Origin of the sequence: Paenibacillus sp. FSL P2-0121 (assembly GCF_037975345.1) — a bacterium.
In the GTDB taxonomy this organism is placed as follows: domain Bacteria; phylum Bacillota; class Bacilli; order Paenibacillales; family Paenibacillaceae; genus Paenibacillus_AQ; species Paenibacillus_AQ odorifer.
Genome location: NZ_CP150245.1, coordinates 5,779,863 through 5,796,869 on the forward strand (window position 1 = coordinate 5,779,863; position 17,007 = coordinate 5,796,869).

Below are 17,007 nucleotides of genomic sequence, written 5' to 3' on the forward strand. Positions count from 1 at the left end.
TCTTTATATTTAGATGGCTTCAGGTAGGTTCAATCCAATAAGGTTATTTTGATGAAGCCAGCTTCGATAATTTGTCGGCAATATCTTCGGCTTGTAATAAGGAGGAGTATGAATCTGCTGCAAAATATTTTTCCATATCAATCTCAATCATTCGATTGTTTTTGACTGCATCCAACATCTTCCATGTTGCTGGCAACTTAGGCGGTTCTTTGTCCTTTACGGTAAGGACAATAACGTAGTCACCTACATAATCATTTACCGTTTCCCAAGAAACTTCAACCCGGCTCATTTCCTTATCAATGATTTCACTTTGAACTTTTGGAGCGGGGTTCAGACCCAAAATATCGTAAGTAGCTCTGCCGCCTCTCTCACCCTGATTACCAATGACCATTAAAAATTTCTCTACGGTGATATAATCTACGATAGAAATAGTTGCATCTTTTGCAAGTACATTATTAATTTTTTCGCGGGCAGCTATTTTACGTTTTTCGAAATCTGCCACAAACTGTTTAGCCTCTTCTTCTCGATCCAGAATTTCTCCCATAGCTGTAATCTCTTCTTGAATCGTTGCGTATTTACTTGTATCAAATAATACGGTCGGTGCGATCTTAGAATAGTTACTATAAGCATCTTTATTCCAGGTTATGATGACGTCTGGCGCTAGCTCTAATACTTTTTCAAAAGAAATACTTCCTTCTGCCCCTATATCTTGTACCGTCTCATCTAAGAAAGGTTTGAGAAACTGAGAATACTCCAGTTGGGTATTTGATGCGCCAACCGGTACTACCCCAACTGCTAAGACTGGTCCCAAATCCCAGTCAACTACAACACGTTGGGGATTGGCTGGAACATTAACATCCCCCATGACCGTTGTTATTTTCCGTAAACCCGTATTTTCAATGGCCTGATTGGAAGGTTTACTTTGTGTTGGTTCTGCTCCCGCATTGCTATTACGGCTAGTGTTCCCATTTCCGCAAGCTGTAAGTAACAGTGTGAGCACAAGCATTAGCATTAATCCTTTTTTCGTTTCGATCCCCTTTAACATCTGTTTATCCCCTTCAAGTTTTAATTGATAATGATTATCATAATCAATATAACAAGCAGAAGAATATTTGCCCATGGAGGATAAGAACTCTTGCCATGGACTATCTGAAACGATCAAACCTGACTTCACCTTATTTTTGTATTGAACTGGCGTTGTCCCAACCTGCTTCTTAAACAGACGGGTAAAATAAAAGACATCACTATAACCTACGCTTACAGCAATCTCCTGTACGGTGGCATCGGTTTGAATCAGTAACTCCTTCGCTTTAGCCATCCTGGTCTGAATTACATATTCAATGGGACTTCTCCCTGTACGGCGTTTGAACTGCCTCGATAAGTATTGAATGCTATAATTCCATACCTCTGCCATAGATTCAAGTGAAATAGGTTCATAATAATGTTTGTGAATGTATTGAATGATCTGTTCCACTAAATCTATTTCTTTGGGGGCAACTCCTTGAAGCTGTAACTGCTGGACAAGTGTATATACGAACTGATAAAACTGGATTTTCGCCTGGAACCGTTCCATAGCCGGTCTGCGATTCCATTCCTCATACATCGATTCCGCATGACGGTATAAAACAACCGGAGAATTTGGTTTACATGCATATTGCAGATGAAAAGGGTTATTTATATGATAGGATTTCAATATTGTTTTACTAGCTTTAGTAGAAATACTACCTCTATATAAAATGTAATAGTATGTGACATCCTCATGTCCAACCTCGAACTTGATGTTACTTCCTTTTCCCGCATGTAAAACAAAGAATCGTTCTAAGGAATGCCTATTACCATCCAACCAGATCGCACCTTGTCCCGACACGACAAATATAAAACAACTAGCTGGGAGTATATGTTGCTGTTTACTCTGTCTACGTATCACATGTTGGCGAATATCCACCAGTTGAATCCATGAAGCGTCCCATACCTGGATGTATTCTTCCCAATTCACTGTTAAACCTCCCAAGTCCAAAAGCATGCTAACCCTTTGCAGCTGCAAATCCCTATACAAACCAAAATCGTAAACGATAACCATTATCATTGTCAAATGATAGGTGACTTGTCGAACACATTTGAATGGATCAAATCTGATGCCCCCGGAGAGTCTCCAACCAAGTCGATATAGCCAAGCCACCTCAGCTCTTTTCTACGGGATTTATCCCGTACATTTCACCGTCCCAGCTACTTCAGCTCTTATTTGCGGGATTTATACCGCACATTCCACCGTTCCAGCCACCTCAGCTCTTTTCTACGGGATTTATCCCGTACATTCTACCGTTCCAGCCACCTCAGCTCTTTTCTACGGGATTTATACCGTACATTTTACCGTTCCAGCCACCTCAGCTCTTTTCTACGGGATTTATACCGTACATTTCACCGTTCCAGCTATTCATGCAAAATAATTATGAAGTACGCTCGCAACTCCAGTTTTCGTTGCTCTATATAATAAATTCGGCCTCTTGAATGAGAGTCCATTCCCATAGATAACCTACGCAAATTATCTATATCGGCAAGATTTAGGGCCATCCTTTTACAGGATGGCCCTCTCATTGATTAAGTTGCAATTTTGCTAACCTTAATACTCTCCTTTAATTACAAAAAACGAACCCCGAATTGTTCCGGCTAACTTGGACTTCTGCCTAGCAAACTTAAACTTCTCTTCAAGCTCCTTTGGGATCTCCATCCCCTCAGAAAGCTTAAAACCAACAGCCCGCTTCTTAGGGTCATCCACCGTATACATAACGTTGACTGCAAGACCATCCTCATAAAAGACATAAGCAAATTTAATGTTTTCCACTTGAAAACGCGACGTTTCTAAAGGCTTGGCCGCAAACTCAATATCACGTTCTTCTTTTAAAATTCGGTTCACATAATCAAGGGTCTCCTGACTTTCGCTGGCTTGTACAACCGTAAACTCATGTTTGTATTTGTTCATAAAGTAACGGGCCTCATTAGCACGCAGACCAGCAAGTGCATCTACTACAGGTGAAGATTCTAATCCAACCGTAGACACATCTTTAAAATCAACGATATAGGACATTTCCATCTCTCCTTTTCTCTCATTATTACCAAAAAAACTTATCGTTACTTAGGATACGGTTCGCGTGTTGTCTGTAACGGCAAGTTTCTGTGTTAACTGCTGTGCTCTTTTTCTATTAAAGTGACCATCTCACGCTTCCACTTTTCTCGCTCCTCTGGCGGGATCGGCTCCCCTTTGTCATACAGAAATCTAATCATATAGAACCCATCCTTCGTAAGCAGGCTGGTAACAAGTTCATGCTCTAATACATTATTGTTCATCAACTGCGTCTCCACTATAGAGCTATTATCAGTCTGATGCAGTACTTGAGCGGTCAACAAGGTCTCTTGGGAGATATAATCCGCTGTATGCTTCTCTACAGAAGATGCCTCTATCTTATCAAAATAATTAATCGTGAACGTATGCGAAGGTTCGTACCGATGGTATTCTCCCAGCGGATAATATCCGATAAATTGACTGTTACTGTAGACATGGAAGGTTGCAGGTACATAGCTATCAAGTTGAAAATACGGGATGAATCGCGCAATGCCTGAATTGATCTCTTCTCCAGGAGGAATGACCGCATCCACACCACTAAGGAAATCACCCTTCTTATCTACATAAATCGTGCTATAAGGGCTGTACCTCGTAATCCAAATTGAACCATTCTCCTTCACAGCCTCAACGTAATAACTGATTATTTGATTTCTTTTTTCCTCACGTTCATCGGCGGGGTTGATACAGGTATGAATGTGCTTCCGAGTGTATGTAAAGACTGCTTTAGTGGCATCCATTGACAGCAATTCAAATTCGAGAATTTCAGATTTTATATTATAGATTTGAAATGTCATCATTAATTGAAAATGATTTAAAAAGGACATTCCCCTCTTATCTGGATGAAATCTTTTGCTCAAACCTTCTTCATCCTTATCCATATAAGCCTGCTCCAAGCCTTCAACCAGGGCCTGCAGCTCCTCTTTGGTGATGCCTTTATTTTTTTTAAAGAAAAACATGTCTTCTCTCCCCTCATCATCAATCTACTTCCAATTACTTGCTCCTATTTATTATACGGGCATACCTGTGTACTTTTCTAGTTATGAAGAAACCATCCCTGACAAAGAAATGGTTTCTTTGAGTAGGTATACCTTTCGGTCATCCCTACATTTTAAAATGTTCACGAACTAACCTAAATTGTTCTTCTACGCTCATGTTTGGTGTTCTTTCTATGGTTTTGATGCCCAGCCTAGTGCATTCTCTCTTCCGGGATAAACGGTAATATAAATTCAGGCATTATTCCTAAATCTATTAGGATTGGTTGGTCATCAGGTAACTTCAGCAAGTCAATAATAAAGAATTCCATCATCTCTTCGACCACTTGAAATAACCATTGGCTAGAGATCATCCTCTAATGTTTGAAAACCTAATTCCTCTACAAACTTCTTGGTTTAATTGTTCTTTCAAATAATTATTATTTATCTTCATCCAACACACCCCATTTATATTTCAAAAAGCTTACTCTGACACGTTGGTTGTGAGCGGTTGGCGGATTCTTATCTTTCTAGACAAAAAAAAGCCTTCCCACCCAAAAGGGTGAAGAAAGCTTAAATGTGTATCCCCAAAATATGGGCAGCTATATTAGGTTTTCGTACCTGAGGGTGTCTTAGTCAATTGCTCCTCCAGCCACCTTATCGCCTCAGACTCTCCAGAGAAGGCGCCTCCGGGGCAGCCGTAGGTTCTTTTAGTGGACAACGCTGTAACTGGCTTGTAGACAGCAAGCAACTTTGCATTCTGCATTACGACCGCGATGCCTGAACAATATTGGGCGATTTCCCGCTTGTTCATCTTGCACCAGTTCATATACAGCTGTGTGACCGCACGCTCTGGACGTGTGTTTTTCTCAGCAGAATGCACCATCAGCAGGCCGAAGGCAGATCGGCGCGCGAGCAGTTCTTCCCAATAAGCGATATATTCTTCTACTGTCTCCTGATCAAACGCCTCCCCCAAACTAAGGCTTATGATCGGCCAAGCGGATTCATCCTTTGTTATAGCCATACGTTTCCCTCCTAAAATGTGCCGAGCATTGCCTAAGATGTGATGCGGAATCCAACGGATTGCTGTTGCAGCTTCCAGAGCCGGTCGTACAGTCCGCCGCGCAACAGTAAGGCTTCATGTCGTCCCTGCTCGACCAGCCGACCGTCTTCCAGTACGATAATGTTGTCCGCACCGCGTATGGTTTTCAACCGGTGGGCGATAACAATGACGGTTCTGCCCATAATCAACGCATCAATTCCTTTCTGGATTTCGGCCTCATTCTGCGGGTCAAGCGATGCAGTAGCTTCATCCAACAGCACAATTGGAGCGTTCTTGAGAATCGCACGGGCAATGGAAATTCGCTGCTTCTCCCCTCCGGACAGCGTACTGCCGCCTTCGCCTACCGGCGTGTCATAACCAAGCGGTAATTTCATGATGAAATCATGGCAGTGAGCCATTTGCGCTGCCTGCTGAATATCCCGCTGCGACGCCCCCGGCCGCCCAAAAGCAATGTTGTTCCCGATGGTATCTTGGAATAGGTACACATCCTGAAACACCACCGATACAGATCCTAGCAGATGTTCTGGATCAATATCCTTGATGTTGCGCCCACCTAGCAGAACGCTCCCTTCTTCAGGATCATAGAAACGTGAGATCAGGCGCAGCACTGTACTCTTGCCGCTGCCTGACGGGCCCACAATTGCAGTTAGTGAACCTTGCGGCATTTCCAGACTTAAATTTTTGAGAACAGGCTCTCCTCCATAGCTGAAGGTTACATTGTCAAACCGAATGGTGCTGCTTTTAGGAAGAGGACTCGTATTACCTGTCATTACCGGCTGGCGTAGCAGGTCTACTATACGTTCACCCGCTTGTTCGTTATAGCGGAATTCGGCATAATTGGCTAGCGCTGTGGTCAATGGATCATAGATACGTGTGCCGACAATAAGGAATACTGCCAACTGCAAAATACCGAGCTCCCCCCCTAATAATAGATGAACACCTACGTATACCATTAAGGTCAGTCCCGCACGAAGAAGAGCCATAGCGGTTAGAATAACCGGACCGAACATTCCTTCCAGCTTCACACTTTCCTTCATCAAAGTTTTAAAAGAGTTATCCAGACGGACAAATCGTTCTCCCGTCAGGTTATAGGCCTTCATCACCCGTATACCGTTCAAGTATTCTTGCAAGCGGTTCGCAGCGTTCAGCTTGGCCTTCATATGATCCGCTCCGAGTCTCCGCCGCAGCTTGCCCGATATATACATGATCAGGAGAGCAACCGGCAGCGCTACGAACATGGAAATCGCCATCCGCCAGTCCAAAAACAGTAAACCAGCAAGTGCAAATATCGGCAGGACAAAAGCCCCCGCAAGCTGTGGCAGCAGATGTGATATGCCCGTCTCAACGAGCGTGAAATCGCCCATCATCATATTGGCTAAATCACCTGGGTCCCGGCGAGTCAGGTAACCCAGCGGAAGCTTCCGCAGATGTTCTGCTAATTCCGCACGTCCCTGTGCAGCAACATTGTATGCCCCGCGGTAAGCGGTGCGATAGGCGGGAATCTCACTCAGGAACATCAGCACCATGACGGCGACAAGCCCTGCGCAGATCCACCAAAGGCGTTCTGTCTGAAGTTCTGCGCCTACAGTAATATAAGGAGCAAAAATCAACCGCACCGCCTCAATTACAAGCGCGAACGGAAGCACACTAACTAGATTAGCCAACAAGGAAAAAAGCACAGGCTTCAGCAACTGCTGCGGTTTACCGGCAGTAATATTATGCAATACCTTCATAGCTGATCCCCTCCTTTTTCCATATGCCAATCTCCGACGTCAGTGTAGGCATGCCACATTTTTGCGTAAAGCCCGTCCGCCTCAATCAAACCTGCGTGCTCTCCACGTTCCACGATTTCTCCATCCCGCAGCACCAGAATTTGTGCAGCTTCACGTATAGAGGAGAGTCGGTGAGCAATGACAATAACCGTCTTGCCGCGCATAAGCTCCGTAAGTGCTAACTGCATATGAAACTCATTTTCCGGGTCGGCAAAAGCGGTCGCTTCGTCGAGCACGAGCACTGGTGCATTTTTGAGAATAGCCCGAGCTACCGCAATGCGCTGCTCCTCACCACCCGAGAGATAGACACCGCCCTCACCAATTAACGTATCGTATCCCTGCGGGAGCCGAGTAATGAACTCGTCGCATTGTGCCGCTCTGGCTGCAGCCTGGACTTCCTCCAAAGTCGCTCCCGGTTTGCCGACAGCAATATTCTCATACAAAGTGTCATAGAACAGGAAGGTTTCCTGAAATACAAAAGCAACTGTATTCATTAATTCATGGATTGCCATATGGCGAATATCGACTCCACCGATGCGGATCGCACCCACTTGCGGGTCCCAGAACCGCGGCACCAAGCTGGCCACCGTCGATTTTCCCGAACCTGACGGGCCTACCAGTGCTGTAACCTTCCCTTGTTCCGCACGGAATGAGACTTCGCTGAGCGCCGCTGCAGTCCCTGCATCTTCACTGTAGGAGAAGGTTACATCGACAAATTCAACGTCAAAAGTATGCGGAGATAGCGGTTCTGCTATTTCCGGTACAGGCTGCTGTGCCAAGAGACGGTCCATCCGCTCCACGCCTTCGCCAATATCCCGAGTGCTTGAAGCCAGCAGAAGTAGCTTGTAGAGCGGAGATGAAACGCCGGGTGCCATAATCAGAAAGAACAACAGCACAAGCGCAAAGGACATGGAATCCGGCCGACCGCTTAGCATGAAGACGCCCACCGGCAAAATAAAGGTAAACGGTGACGCAAGCAATGTTTTGAATAAGATATAACCTGTTTGATAACGGTCCGTATACTCCAGACAATAATCGCGGTAGCTGGTCATATCACTGTAAAACTTTCTGAAAGAATGCACCGTCTGCCCGAACACCTTAACCGCGGGCATCCCCCGTACATACTGCACCGCCGAAGTATTGATCTGCTCCAACGAATCATGATACTGCTTCACACTGGCCTTGCCACTGCTGCTCATCATAAGCGCTGACTGCACACCTAATCCTATAATTATCGGCAGCAGGCAAGCTACCGCCAACGGCGGACTAAGCCAAAACATCGCCACGATCATCAGCACTGTAGAAGCCAGCACGCTGACTAAATCGGGAAGCTGATGCGCTACGAAATTTTCCACCTTGTCGACATTCTGCTCTAGCGTCTTCTTGACCACGCCTGTTGAAGTCCCGTTCAGGAAACCGAGCGGCAATCTGCCCAAATGCTCGGTCATTCGCACACGCAAATTATATTGAATACGAAAAGCCGCAATATGCGAGCACATAATACCACAATACGAAGTCACCAGCCCTCCGATTAACCCTCCAAGTGCAATCCACCCCCAGCGGATCATATACGCACCGTCGACCTGTCCAGGCGATGAAGCATGGCGCAGCAGCTCTGCCAAAATGAAATAAACAGACAAAAACGGAATCAGCATTAATACGGCGCTGACAGATGACAATATTCCGGACAAGAGCAGCAAACCTCGCTTCTCTCCGGCGATCTCCAGCAGCCTTGGCATGCCGATTTTGGTTTTACTCACAGCCGTTCCCCCACTCTTGGTAATTACGCGCAAAAAAAGTGCACTGAGAATGATTCTCTGTGCACTAGTGTATAGGAACGTTGTTCACGATTGCTACCGTTTAAGGGATTATAATTAACCAAATCAGGAGCATCTGTGCAGGATACGGACTTACAACTTAATACCGAAGAGGCGCTGCCTGCCGCTGATCAGATATTCTCCTGGACGCACACCGAACTTTTTGCGGAAGGCTGCCGAGAAATGACTCACATTACCGTATCCAACTCTGGAGGCTGCTTCACTTACAGTCATACTCCCTTGTTCCAGCAGCTGCTGCGCTCTCTGCATCCGTTGTTCGATAACGTAGGCATGCACGGTATAACCAAACATTTCCTTAAAGCCCTTTTTCAGCTTGAACTCATTGAGGCATATAATGCGAGAAAGGCCTGCAAGCGTCGGCGGGTGCAAATAATCACGCTGTAAAATCTCCTTAGCGAGCCGCAGGCTCTCCATATCCTCTCTGGACAGCTTGACCGAGCGTGGAATCCGGTCTGCTTCATATAAAGATTCATTGAGATAGACCGCCATAAGCTCCAGCATTTTGCCCTCCAGATAAAGTTCACGCATGCCATGGCTATAGGAACAATCCGCAATCTGCGATAGAATGAAGCGGATGGATGGTGTGATGTTATTTTTTCCAAAAAACAAACCCGCACCAGCTCCGATGCGAAGCCGTGTATCCTCAGTCAGACCACTGGTCATCCGCTCAAATTGTGCAGGGCTCATATCTATGCTGATGAATCGGTACCCCGCTCCACTCAGGTATGTGCAGTTTTCACTTCTTACTCCGCCATGAAACAGCGCAATTTCTCCTGTATCTATAACAAAATAGTCCGATTTCAGCGAGGTCCCCCACTCAATGCCATGCCCCATGCAGAATGCCAGCTCTGTACGCGGAGTGCTAAAATTGCCCTTCGCTTCGATATCCCGATTAAAACAGAGATTAAAATCTGTCATCTGGATATACCCATGGCTAAGCAGGCTGCGGCAACTGCCTTCCCCTATTTCGACTGGAGGTTTAATCTCAAAATGAGCCCCATCAAAACGATAATTATAATCCACCCCTTCACATGTAAGCGTCTTATGGGCATCAATCGTTTCTGCTTCTTTCAGTCCATTGCTTCGCTCCATGCACATCCCTGCTTCCTCTTACTTTGGGTTAATTATATATGCAATGAGAATGATTATCAATTAAACATTACGATTTCCTCTTCGTTCAGACTGAGCAGTTGGGCAAATACACTGGATTATAATCAAAAAAACCTTTCCCACCCCGAAGGGTGAAAAAGGCTTATATGTCTCACTTCCGAAGCCGTATCTAGCCTTCATAGCTACTCTCGTTTCTTCCCAACTGCCCCAAGATAGATAACAAACTCTTCATCGCCGTCTAATTCTAAAATCTCATCTATCAACTTTTGATCATAGATTCCAATTGCGCAAGCACCTGCACCGATGGATTCGCTGGCTAAATAAAGGTTCTGGCAGACATGTCCAACATCGATGAGGATTTTTTTGTGAGCAGAAATATCATACTTCCATTCGGAGCGGTAGGGTGTGGTACTCCAGGCAAACAATACAGAAGCCTTTTTGGCAAAGTTAGGGACAAAGGGCTGATCCAAAGTAATAGCATCAATCTTTTGTTCAAGTTGATCTAATTCAAACATAAATAAGAGCTTATGTTCCACAGGCAGGTATCTATAGATCCCTTGCCCAATACCCTCTACACGCATAATCATTAAATAGGTTTCAAAGGTGTGCGTCGCCCCACTGCAGGGTACAGTCCGCAGCGTAAGTCCGTTCTTATTCATGCCGCTAATCCCTTGGGTAGCCCATAATAAATAGGATAACTCCTCCAGACTAACAGTATCCTCAGAATAGAACCGTGTACTTCTTCTTTGATCTATACAATCAAAAATATTATCTTTACTCACAACGTCTTTGCTGACCTTGGGCAAATCAATAATTAGTGAATCTGAATCAAATGGCTTAACAATTGGCGGTTGTGCAATTCCCTTGATCTTATCTGTTTTGATATGTTTGAATTCATGAAAATTGGATTTCAGAAAATTTCTTTGTTGTTCATATCTGGTCATAACAGATCCTCCTGAACTACCTTAATAGCTCTAATTTATCATGTCATAAAAATCATACGGTGATCTAACTCACTCTTCAGTTGTTTTTGTGAGTAAACAAAAAACCTCCCTTTGCCCCGAAGGGCAAAAGAAGGCTTAAACGCGTCACTTCCGAAGACATGGCCAGCTATATTTTCAGCTCCCCAAGCTTGATCAGCTCGACAACCGCTTGTGAACGGCCTTTAACGTTTAGTTTTTGCATTACATTGGAAATGTGGTTTCGAACTGTTTTTTCGCTGATAAATAATAAGCCAGCGATATCACGAGTCGTTTTGTCCTGCACGAGAAGCTCAAAAACTTCGCGCTCACGATGAGTCAACAGAAATTTGCTGTGGTGTTCGTTCCCCTTCAATGGTGTCACCCCTCCTTGCCCTGGGTTTGTTTGGTATAACAAGGTAAAGGGATACAGTCAAAACATATTATGTATTGTTGATGTTAATGGTGCTGTCACAATTATAAAATGGGCTTAGTTCATTCAAATGCAAAAGTCTGAAATTTTCATGAATAAGAACATCTTTTTTCAGGGCAAACTACGGTTTGTTGTTCCTTATTAAAGGAGGTGTATGTATGAGCCATTCAAAAAACAATCAACCTACCAAAGCAGAAGTACAAACAACGAAATTAAACAAATTACCACTCGTAGGTAAATTCGAACCTGAATTTTCTGCAGAGGAAGCTGCAGAAGTGTTCGAAAACCAACCCTCTGCAGATCATGAATCCCATAATGAACGATAAAAAGCGGATGACGCCTTGATCTTATTCTTAAGCAGATCAAACCTTTAAAGAATGGAGCTGTCACATTAACAGCTTAATTAACTATAAATGAGACGGTTCCCTTCATTTAAACATCGTAAACTACATAAAGCAGCGATTCGCCATTAATGGGAATCGCTGCTTTATGTTTGTAGGCCGTTGGCTGCCCGCTCCAATAGTGTATTCACCAGCCCCAACTGAGGCTTTCGGACCCAGATGGCGTTATTAACAAATTTATCGCCTTTTGAGCGAAGTTTCGGACTCCAGTGACGCTATTCCTTAGAAACAGGCTCATATAGGGTACTTTTCAAACCAATAGCGACTATGCGGTCCGATAGCGACTCAAATATCGCATAATACTGCATTTAGTGTCATCTGGGTCCTTTAGTTACTGCTTATGCGCAAAAGTTCGCTGGGGCCGTTACTACTGCGTACGCGCAAAGATTCGCTGGGGCTTTACTGCTGCATACACACACTGGTTCGCTAGGTCGGTTACTGCTGCGTGCGCACAATGGTTCGCCGGGTCGGCTGCCCACTTCAATAGTGTATTCACCGCCCCTACTGAGGCTTTCGGACCCAGATGGCTTTATTAACAAATTTATCGCCTTTTGAGCGAAGTTTCGGACTCCAGTGACGCTATTCCTTAGAAACAGGCTCATATTCGGTACTTTTCAAGCCAATAGCGACTATGCGGTCCGATAGCGACTCAAATATCGAATAATGCTGCATTTAGTGTCATCTGGGTCCTTTAGTTACTGCTTATGCGCAAAGATCAAAATATCGGTTACTGCTGCGTTCACGTAAAGCTTCGCTGGGGCGGTTATTGCTGCGTTCACGCAAAGGTTCGCTGAGACTAGAGCTGAGTTCGTTGTTGCTGAATATGCGAAGAGAATAGTTGGGCCCATTACATACTACTGTGTACGTTCACTGGTTCGCTGGCGCGGTTACTATTCTGCTTTTTCAATTGTAATCGGATACATTGCTACAAACTATACTCCCAACCCTGGGAGTTTTTTGTCGTGCAATTATTACAATGAGATACATCACATTTTTATATTGACAGTAATTGTATACGGACTTATGATAAGTCCAGCATAATTGATAACGATTATCATTTAGATATAAAAAAAGGGGTGTTTTTTTAATGAAATTTACTTATGCTGTGCCTGCAAGTCTACTTGCGGCCTCCATACTGTTCACTGGATGTGCCAATAACAACAACTCTACAAATACTGCTGCCAACAGCACTACAGCCACCAACGCACCGACGACTGCAGCAGCTACCAACACACCGGAGACTGCCACCGCTGACTTCACGTCAGCTATAGATCAATATCGCACATACGTCATCCAGCAATGTGATGAATTTGTGAAGCAAACAGAGAGTTTCACCAACGCTGTAAAAGAGGACAAGATTGATGAGGCTAAGGCGCTCTATGCTCCTGCCCGCATGTATTATGAACGGATTGAGCCTATTGCAGAAGCCCTTGGTGACTTGGACCCAAATATCGATGCCCGGGAAAATGATGTAGATGCGGCAGAATGGCGCGGTTTCCACAAGCTTGAGAAAGCACTCTGGCAGGACAATACAACTAAAGACATGACAGAAGTTGCTGACCAATTGCTGAAGGATGCACAGCTGCTGCGTGCGAAAGTGGAGACCGTTGAGATCAACGCCAATCTGCTCGTAACTGGTGCTGTTGAGCTTTTAAATGAGGTCTCCTCCTCCAAAGTAACCGGAGAGGAAGAACGTTACTCGCACACAGACCTGTATGATTTCGTCGCAAACGTTGAGGGTGCGCAAAAGATATACGAGCTGTTAAAACCAGAACTAGCTAAAAAAGATGCCAATCTTGAAAAAACCATTGGTGAACGATTCGCTGCCTTGCAAGCTGAGCTTGCCCCTTTCAAATCCGGAGATGGATATGTTTCCTATGAAGAGCTGAAAGAAGATGAAGTACGTAAACTGAGTCAGAATTTGGACGCCTTGGCTGAGCCATTGTCCAATATGGGAACTATTCTAGGAGTGTGACCCTCATGAATAAACATAACAAGTTCACTGGAGTACCAGGTAATCCTGAAAGTCCCCCTCTTAATGATCAATCGAAGAATGAGCCTATATTTGGTAAAAAAGTAAGCCGCCGCGATATGCTGCGGCTTACTGGCGCCACTGGCCTTGGTCTTTTGTTAGGGGGCGGAGGTATCGGTGGAATTATGGCTGCGCGTAATGCTGTAGCTGAGCCAACGAAGGCCGCAGAAGGTGATTCCAGTTCCATTCCTTTTTATGGGAGCCATCAGGCGGGGATTTTGACACCTGCACAGAACTTTATTTATTTTGCTGCCTTTGATTTCACCACAACCAAACTGGCCGATGTGAAAAAACTAATGCAAGCATGGACCACTGCCGCTGCCGCTCTTACTACTGGCGAGCTTATTGGTGACGTAAATGACAACCCCAATCTTCCACCCTCAGACACCGGGGAAGCGGACGGGCTAAACCCTGCACGGTGTACGCTGACCTTTGGTGTTGGTCCTTCTTTTTTTGATGAAAGATTCGGCTTAGCTTCGAAACGCCCAGCCCTATTGGCCGATCTTCCGGCATTTGCGGGTGACAATCTTGATCCGAAATGGTGTGGCGGGGATATTTGTGTGCAAGCCTGTGCGGATGATCTGCAGGTCGCATTCCATGCGATCCGTAATCTGGCGCGTATCGCCCGGGGGACTGCTGTACTGCGCTGGACACAGGAAGGTTTTCAACGCACTGGAGCAGCGGATCCCAAGGGGGCTACGCCACGCAATCTTTTGGGTTTCAAAGACGGCACGGGCAATCCCGATACAACCGATAACGCTGAAATGAACAAAGTGGTCTGGAACAGCAGCAGTGACGGTCCTTCTTGGATGAGCGGCGGCACTTATATGGCGGTACGCCGGGTACGTCTGCGTATTGAAGTCTGGGATCGGTCGTCGCTAAGTGATCAGGAGGCTACCTTCGGGCGTTATCGTCACACCGGAGCTCCACTCGGAGCTAAGGATGAATTCGATGATCTGGATCTTTCAGCTGCGGACGCTTCCGGGAAACCTGTCATTCCGGTGAATTCACATTCCGCATTGGCGCATGGTGACGGTACAGTCAAAATGCTGCGCCGCTCCTATTCTTTTTCCAGCGGTTTGGACGTCACCACGGGCCAGCTTGATGCAGGTTTGTTATTCATTAGCTTTCAACGTGATTTAATGAAACAATTCGTTGCCATTCAGCAGCGCCTCTCTAAGACTGATCTTTTGAACGAATATATGACTCACACCGGCAGCGCGGTATTTGCCTGCTTCCCCGGTGTCCGCAGTGGCGGCTTTATCGGGGAAACACTACTAAGCTAAATTTATGGCTGTCCATTATTGAAGGGGGATTATCCCGATGTTATCTCTTACGCATCCTAAACGGCAAATGCCAAAGGTTGCCTTGCTGATTCTGTTTGGCTTTTTGTGTATGCTTTTGCTCTCCAGCCCCGCGGGGGCGGAGGGCGATGGCACGGTCGACGAGCTCCTGCCGCCGGTCGGCAGCGCGCTCGTCGAAGCCGGCCAGAGCCGCTGGGACGCGGCCGCGGCCGATGTAGAAGTGTTCGCTGCGCTGTGGCGCACCGCGAACACAGGCACGCCGGACCCGGCACTCGCCGGTCCGGCTGCTGCCGTTGACGCCGCGCTTGCAGACGCGGCGAAAGCCCTTGCGGCGGGCGGCGGCGAGCCCGCCAAAACCGCACTGTCCACGCTCGCGAGAAGCGTGGACGCGTACGTCACCGCCGCCTCCGGCACGGTCGGCGGTGACACTGGAGCCGCCGGACGCGAGACGGCGGCGAAGCTTTTGCCCGCGGCGGAACGCACGCGGGATGCGGCGCGCAGCGCCGACTGGAGCGCGGCAGCGGCAGCGTACCGCGACATCGTCAGCGGATGGAAGCCGGCGGAGCGCAACATCCGGGCGGACGATTCCGCCGTCTACAGCCTGCTGGAGACGCGAATAAGCCTGCTGCGGATTGCGCTGCAGGCTGAACCGCTTCGCGAGGCATCGGCGAAATCGGAAGCAGAAGCTCTGTATCAACTGCTGGCTGATTACAGTGAAGGCAAAACCATTGACGCTGGGGATACTTCCAGTGAACCAGCTTCTATAGAGGGATTAATCAGCTACCTGAACAAAGCATCCTCCGCTGCCAAAGACAATAACAGCACAGAGGCCGCTAACATCATGGAGCAATTCATCATAGCCTGGCCTTCTGCCGAAGGGCAAGTCCAGATCGCCTCACCAACAGTCTACAACAATATCGAAAATGAGAGTGCGGCTGTCACAGGTTACCTGCTCTCAAATCCGCCTAAACTGGATCAAGCTTTAACCATCATGAACAATATGCTTAGCGAACTAACGCCTTTGGCTGGTGAAACCACTTATAATGCTTGGGATGCCGCTTTGATTCTCTTGCGCGAAGGGCTTGAGGCTATTCTCGTCTTGTCAGCTCTTCTTGCTTACCTGAAACGTGATGGGAACGCCAAAGCGCAAAAATGGATCTGGTCCGGTGCAGCTGTCGGCCTCATCGCAAGTATCGGATTGGCTGTTGTGCTCACTTATACCATTTCTCGGGCAGCTTCCGGGGGAGCACGGGAGATGATTGAAGGAATTACTGGTCTTGTCGCAGTAGTTATGATGCTCACAATCGGACGCTGGTTACATAGCAAATCAAACACTGCAAATTGGAACAACTACGTGGGTAGGCAAGTTGATGGCGCGCTGGCCAAAGGAAACCTTTGGTCACTGTCCTCCGTTGCAGCGCTTGCTATTTTACGTGAAGGTGCAGAAACTACAATTTTTTATGTGGGCATGGCTCCATCCATCAAGCTGTCTCAATTACTGCTTGGGATTGGATGTGCTCTGATTATTCTTGGTATTGTAGGTTATGCAATTATTGCCTTGAGTGCAAAATTACCGATTGCCGCCTTCTTCCGTACAGCTACAATTCTGATTTATTACCTAGTATTCCGCTTTCTTGGGGAGAGCATTCACTCGCTTCAGGTTGCCGGCAAACTTCCTGCACATGTACAAGAGGGCTTGCCTTCAATTAACTGGCTTGGCATGTATCCCACTTGGGAAACCTTGCTTCCACAGCTGCTTGTCCTGTTGTTTATTGTGTGGGAGCTGTTTCGGAACAGATCGCCAAAGGCTTCACGAACAGCTTAGTTTTATTAATACAATAGATATACCGGTCCGTCACGCCCTTGTGGTTACGCCGGTTTAGTCCGGTAATCTCTTGCATTTACAGTCTAATTTATGAAATGGATTCCATAGCAAGCTTTTTATTTGGGAGGTAATTTGCGGACAATATGATAAAATAAAATGACTATACACAAGCACCCAA

Annotated in this window: 14 protein-coding genes; 5 read left to right on the top strand and 9 right to left on the bottom strand. The window is 46.3% G+C overall.

Features of this window, described 5'->3' with window-relative positions:
* Positions 1 to 43: 43 nt before the first annotated feature.
* Positions 44 to 1,996 carry an AraC family transcriptional regulator gene (locus tag MKY54_RS25495; RefSeq protein ID WP_339188333.1) on the bottom strand — a complete coding sequence of 651 codons (1,953 nt, stop codon included), beginning with the start codon at positions 1,994 to 1,996 and terminating at the stop codon, positions 44 to 46.
* A 121-nt stretch (positions 1,997 to 2,117) separates the two neighbouring features.
* On the opposite strand from MKY54_RS25495, the gene MKY54_RS25500 reads away from it, so the two are divergent.
* Positions 2,118 to 2,447 (top strand): hypothetical protein, encoded by a 330-nt coding sequence (locus MKY54_RS25500; RefSeq protein WP_339188335.1) that lies wholly within the window; start codon positions 2,118 to 2,120, stop codon positions 2,445 to 2,447.
* 173 nt (positions 2,448 to 2,620) lie between these two features.
* Here the strand turns inward: MKY54_RS25500 and MKY54_RS25505 are convergent, their stop codons facing one another.
* The 8 genes from MKY54_RS25505 to MKY54_RS25540 all read right to left on the bottom strand — a co-directional run bounded on the left by MKY54_RS25505 (position 2,621) and on the right by MKY54_RS25540 (position 11,210).
* Positions 2,621 to 3,085 (bottom strand): phage tail protein, encoded by a 465-nt coding sequence (locus MKY54_RS25505; protein WP_339188337.1) that lies wholly within the window; start codon positions 3,083 to 3,085, stop codon positions 2,621 to 2,623.
* A gap of 92 nt (positions 3,086 to 3,177) precedes the next feature.
* Positions 3,178 to 4,077: a hypothetical protein gene (locus tag MKY54_RS25510; protein ID WP_076186413.1), complete on the bottom strand. Its 900-nt coding sequence runs from the start codon at positions 4,075 to 4,077 to the stop codon at positions 3,178 to 3,180.
* Between the two features lie 622 nt (positions 4,078 to 4,699).
* On the bottom strand, positions 4,700 to 5,116 hold the full coding sequence (locus MKY54_RS25515; protein WP_081387279.1) for a hypothetical protein: 417 nt from the start codon (positions 5,114 to 5,116) through the stop codon (positions 4,700 to 4,702).
* A gap of 32 nt (positions 5,117 to 5,148) precedes the next feature.
* Positions 5,149 to 6,888 (bottom strand): ABC transporter ATP-binding protein, encoded by a 1,740-nt coding sequence (locus MKY54_RS25520; protein ID WP_339188340.1) that lies wholly within the window; start codon positions 6,886 to 6,888, stop codon positions 5,149 to 5,151.
* On the bottom strand, positions 6,885 to 8,666 hold the full coding sequence (locus MKY54_RS25525; protein WP_339191284.1) for an ABC transporter ATP-binding protein: 1,782 nt from the start codon (positions 8,664 to 8,666) through the stop codon (positions 6,885 to 6,887). Before MKY54_RS25525 ends, MKY54_RS25520 begins: the two co-directional genes overlap by 4 nt.
* Before the next feature lie 171 nt (positions 8,667 to 8,837).
* Complete coding sequence (locus tag MKY54_RS25530; RefSeq protein ID WP_179086330.1) at positions 8,838 to 9,857, bottom strand: AraC family transcriptional regulator; 1,020 nt, start codon at positions 9,855 to 9,857, stop codon at positions 8,838 to 8,840.
* 200 nt (positions 9,858 to 10,057) lie between these two features.
* On the bottom strand, positions 10,058 to 10,819 hold the full coding sequence (locus tag MKY54_RS25535) for a SagB/ThcOx family dehydrogenase (protein WP_076130854.1): 762 nt from the start codon (positions 10,817 to 10,819) through the stop codon (positions 10,058 to 10,060).
* Positions 10,820 to 10,985: 166 nt separating this feature from the next.
* A complete protein-coding gene (locus tag MKY54_RS25540; protein ID WP_019908812.1) occupies positions 10,986 to 11,210 on the bottom strand; it encodes a LuxR C-terminal-related transcriptional regulator in 225 nt (74 codons plus the stop codon).
* Between the two features lie 215 nt (positions 11,211 to 11,425).
* Between MKY54_RS25540 and MKY54_RS25545 the strand changes: the two genes are divergently transcribed.
* From MKY54_RS25545 to MKY54_RS25560, 4 genes are all read left to right on the top strand, one after another.
* Positions 11,426 to 11,593: a hypothetical protein gene (locus MKY54_RS25545; RefSeq protein ID WP_169744806.1), complete on the top strand. Its 168-nt coding sequence runs from the start codon at positions 11,426 to 11,428 to the stop codon at positions 11,591 to 11,593.
* Positions 11,594 to 12,755: 1,162 nt separating this feature from the next.
* Positions 12,756 to 13,643: an iron uptake system protein EfeO gene (efeO, locus tag MKY54_RS25550; RefSeq protein ID WP_339188343.1), complete on the top strand. Its 888-nt coding sequence runs from the start codon at positions 12,756 to 12,758 to the stop codon at positions 13,641 to 13,643.
* 5 nt (positions 13,644 to 13,648) lie between these two features.
* Complete coding sequence (gene efeB, locus MKY54_RS25555) at positions 13,649 to 14,986, top strand: iron uptake transporter deferrochelatase/peroxidase subunit (protein WP_339188345.1); 1,338 nt, start codon at positions 13,649 to 13,651, stop codon at positions 14,984 to 14,986.
* A gap of 238 nt (positions 14,987 to 15,224) precedes the next feature.
* Positions 15,225 to 16,829, top strand: coding sequence for an FTR1 family protein (locus MKY54_RS25560; RefSeq protein WP_339188347.1), 1,605 nt, complete (start codon positions 15,225 to 15,227; stop codon positions 16,827 to 16,829).
* Positions 16,830 to 17,007 lie beyond the last annotated feature (178 nt).

What these genes read in the sequence shown, in the direction of transcription:
- MKY54_RS25535 (WP_076130854.1), bottom strand. Translation starts at nt 10,819, where the DNA reads ATGACCAGATATGAACAACAAAGAAATTTTCTGAAATCCAATTTTCAT.
- MKY54_RS25505 (WP_339188337.1), bottom strand. Translation starts at nt 3,085, where the DNA reads ATGTCCTATATCGTTGATTTTAAAGATGTGTCTACGGTTGGATTAGAA.
- MKY54_RS25545 (WP_169744806.1), top strand. Translation starts at nt 11,426, where the DNA reads ATGAGCCATTCAAAAAACAATCAACCTACCAAAGCAGAAGTACAAACA.
- MKY54_RS25530 (WP_179086330.1), bottom strand. Translation starts at nt 9,857, where the DNA reads ATGGAGCGAAGCAATGGACTGAAAGAAGCAGAAACGATTGATGCCCAT.
- MKY54_RS25515 (WP_081387279.1), bottom strand. Translation starts at nt 5,116, where the DNA reads ATGGCTATAACAAAGGATGAATCCGCTTGGCCGATCATAAGCCTTAGT.
- MKY54_RS25525 (WP_339191284.1), bottom strand. Translation starts at nt 8,666, where the DNA reads ATGCCAAGGCTGCTGGAGATCGCCGGAGAGAAGCGAGGTTTGCTGCTC.
- MKY54_RS25520 (WP_339188340.1), bottom strand. Translation starts at nt 6,888, where the DNA reads ATGAAGGTATTGCATAATATTACTGCCGGTAAACCGCAGCAGTTGCTG.
- efeO (WP_339188343.1), top strand. Translation starts at nt 12,756, where the DNA reads ATGAAATTTACTTATGCTGTGCCTGCAAGTCTACTTGCGGCCTCCATA.
- efeB (WP_339188345.1), top strand. Translation starts at nt 13,649, where the DNA reads ATGAATAAACATAACAAGTTCACTGGAGTACCAGGTAATCCTGAAAGT.
- MKY54_RS25510 (WP_076186413.1), bottom strand. Translation starts at nt 4,077, where the DNA reads ATGTTTTTCTTTAAAAAAAATAAAGGCATCACCAAAGAGGAGCTGCAG.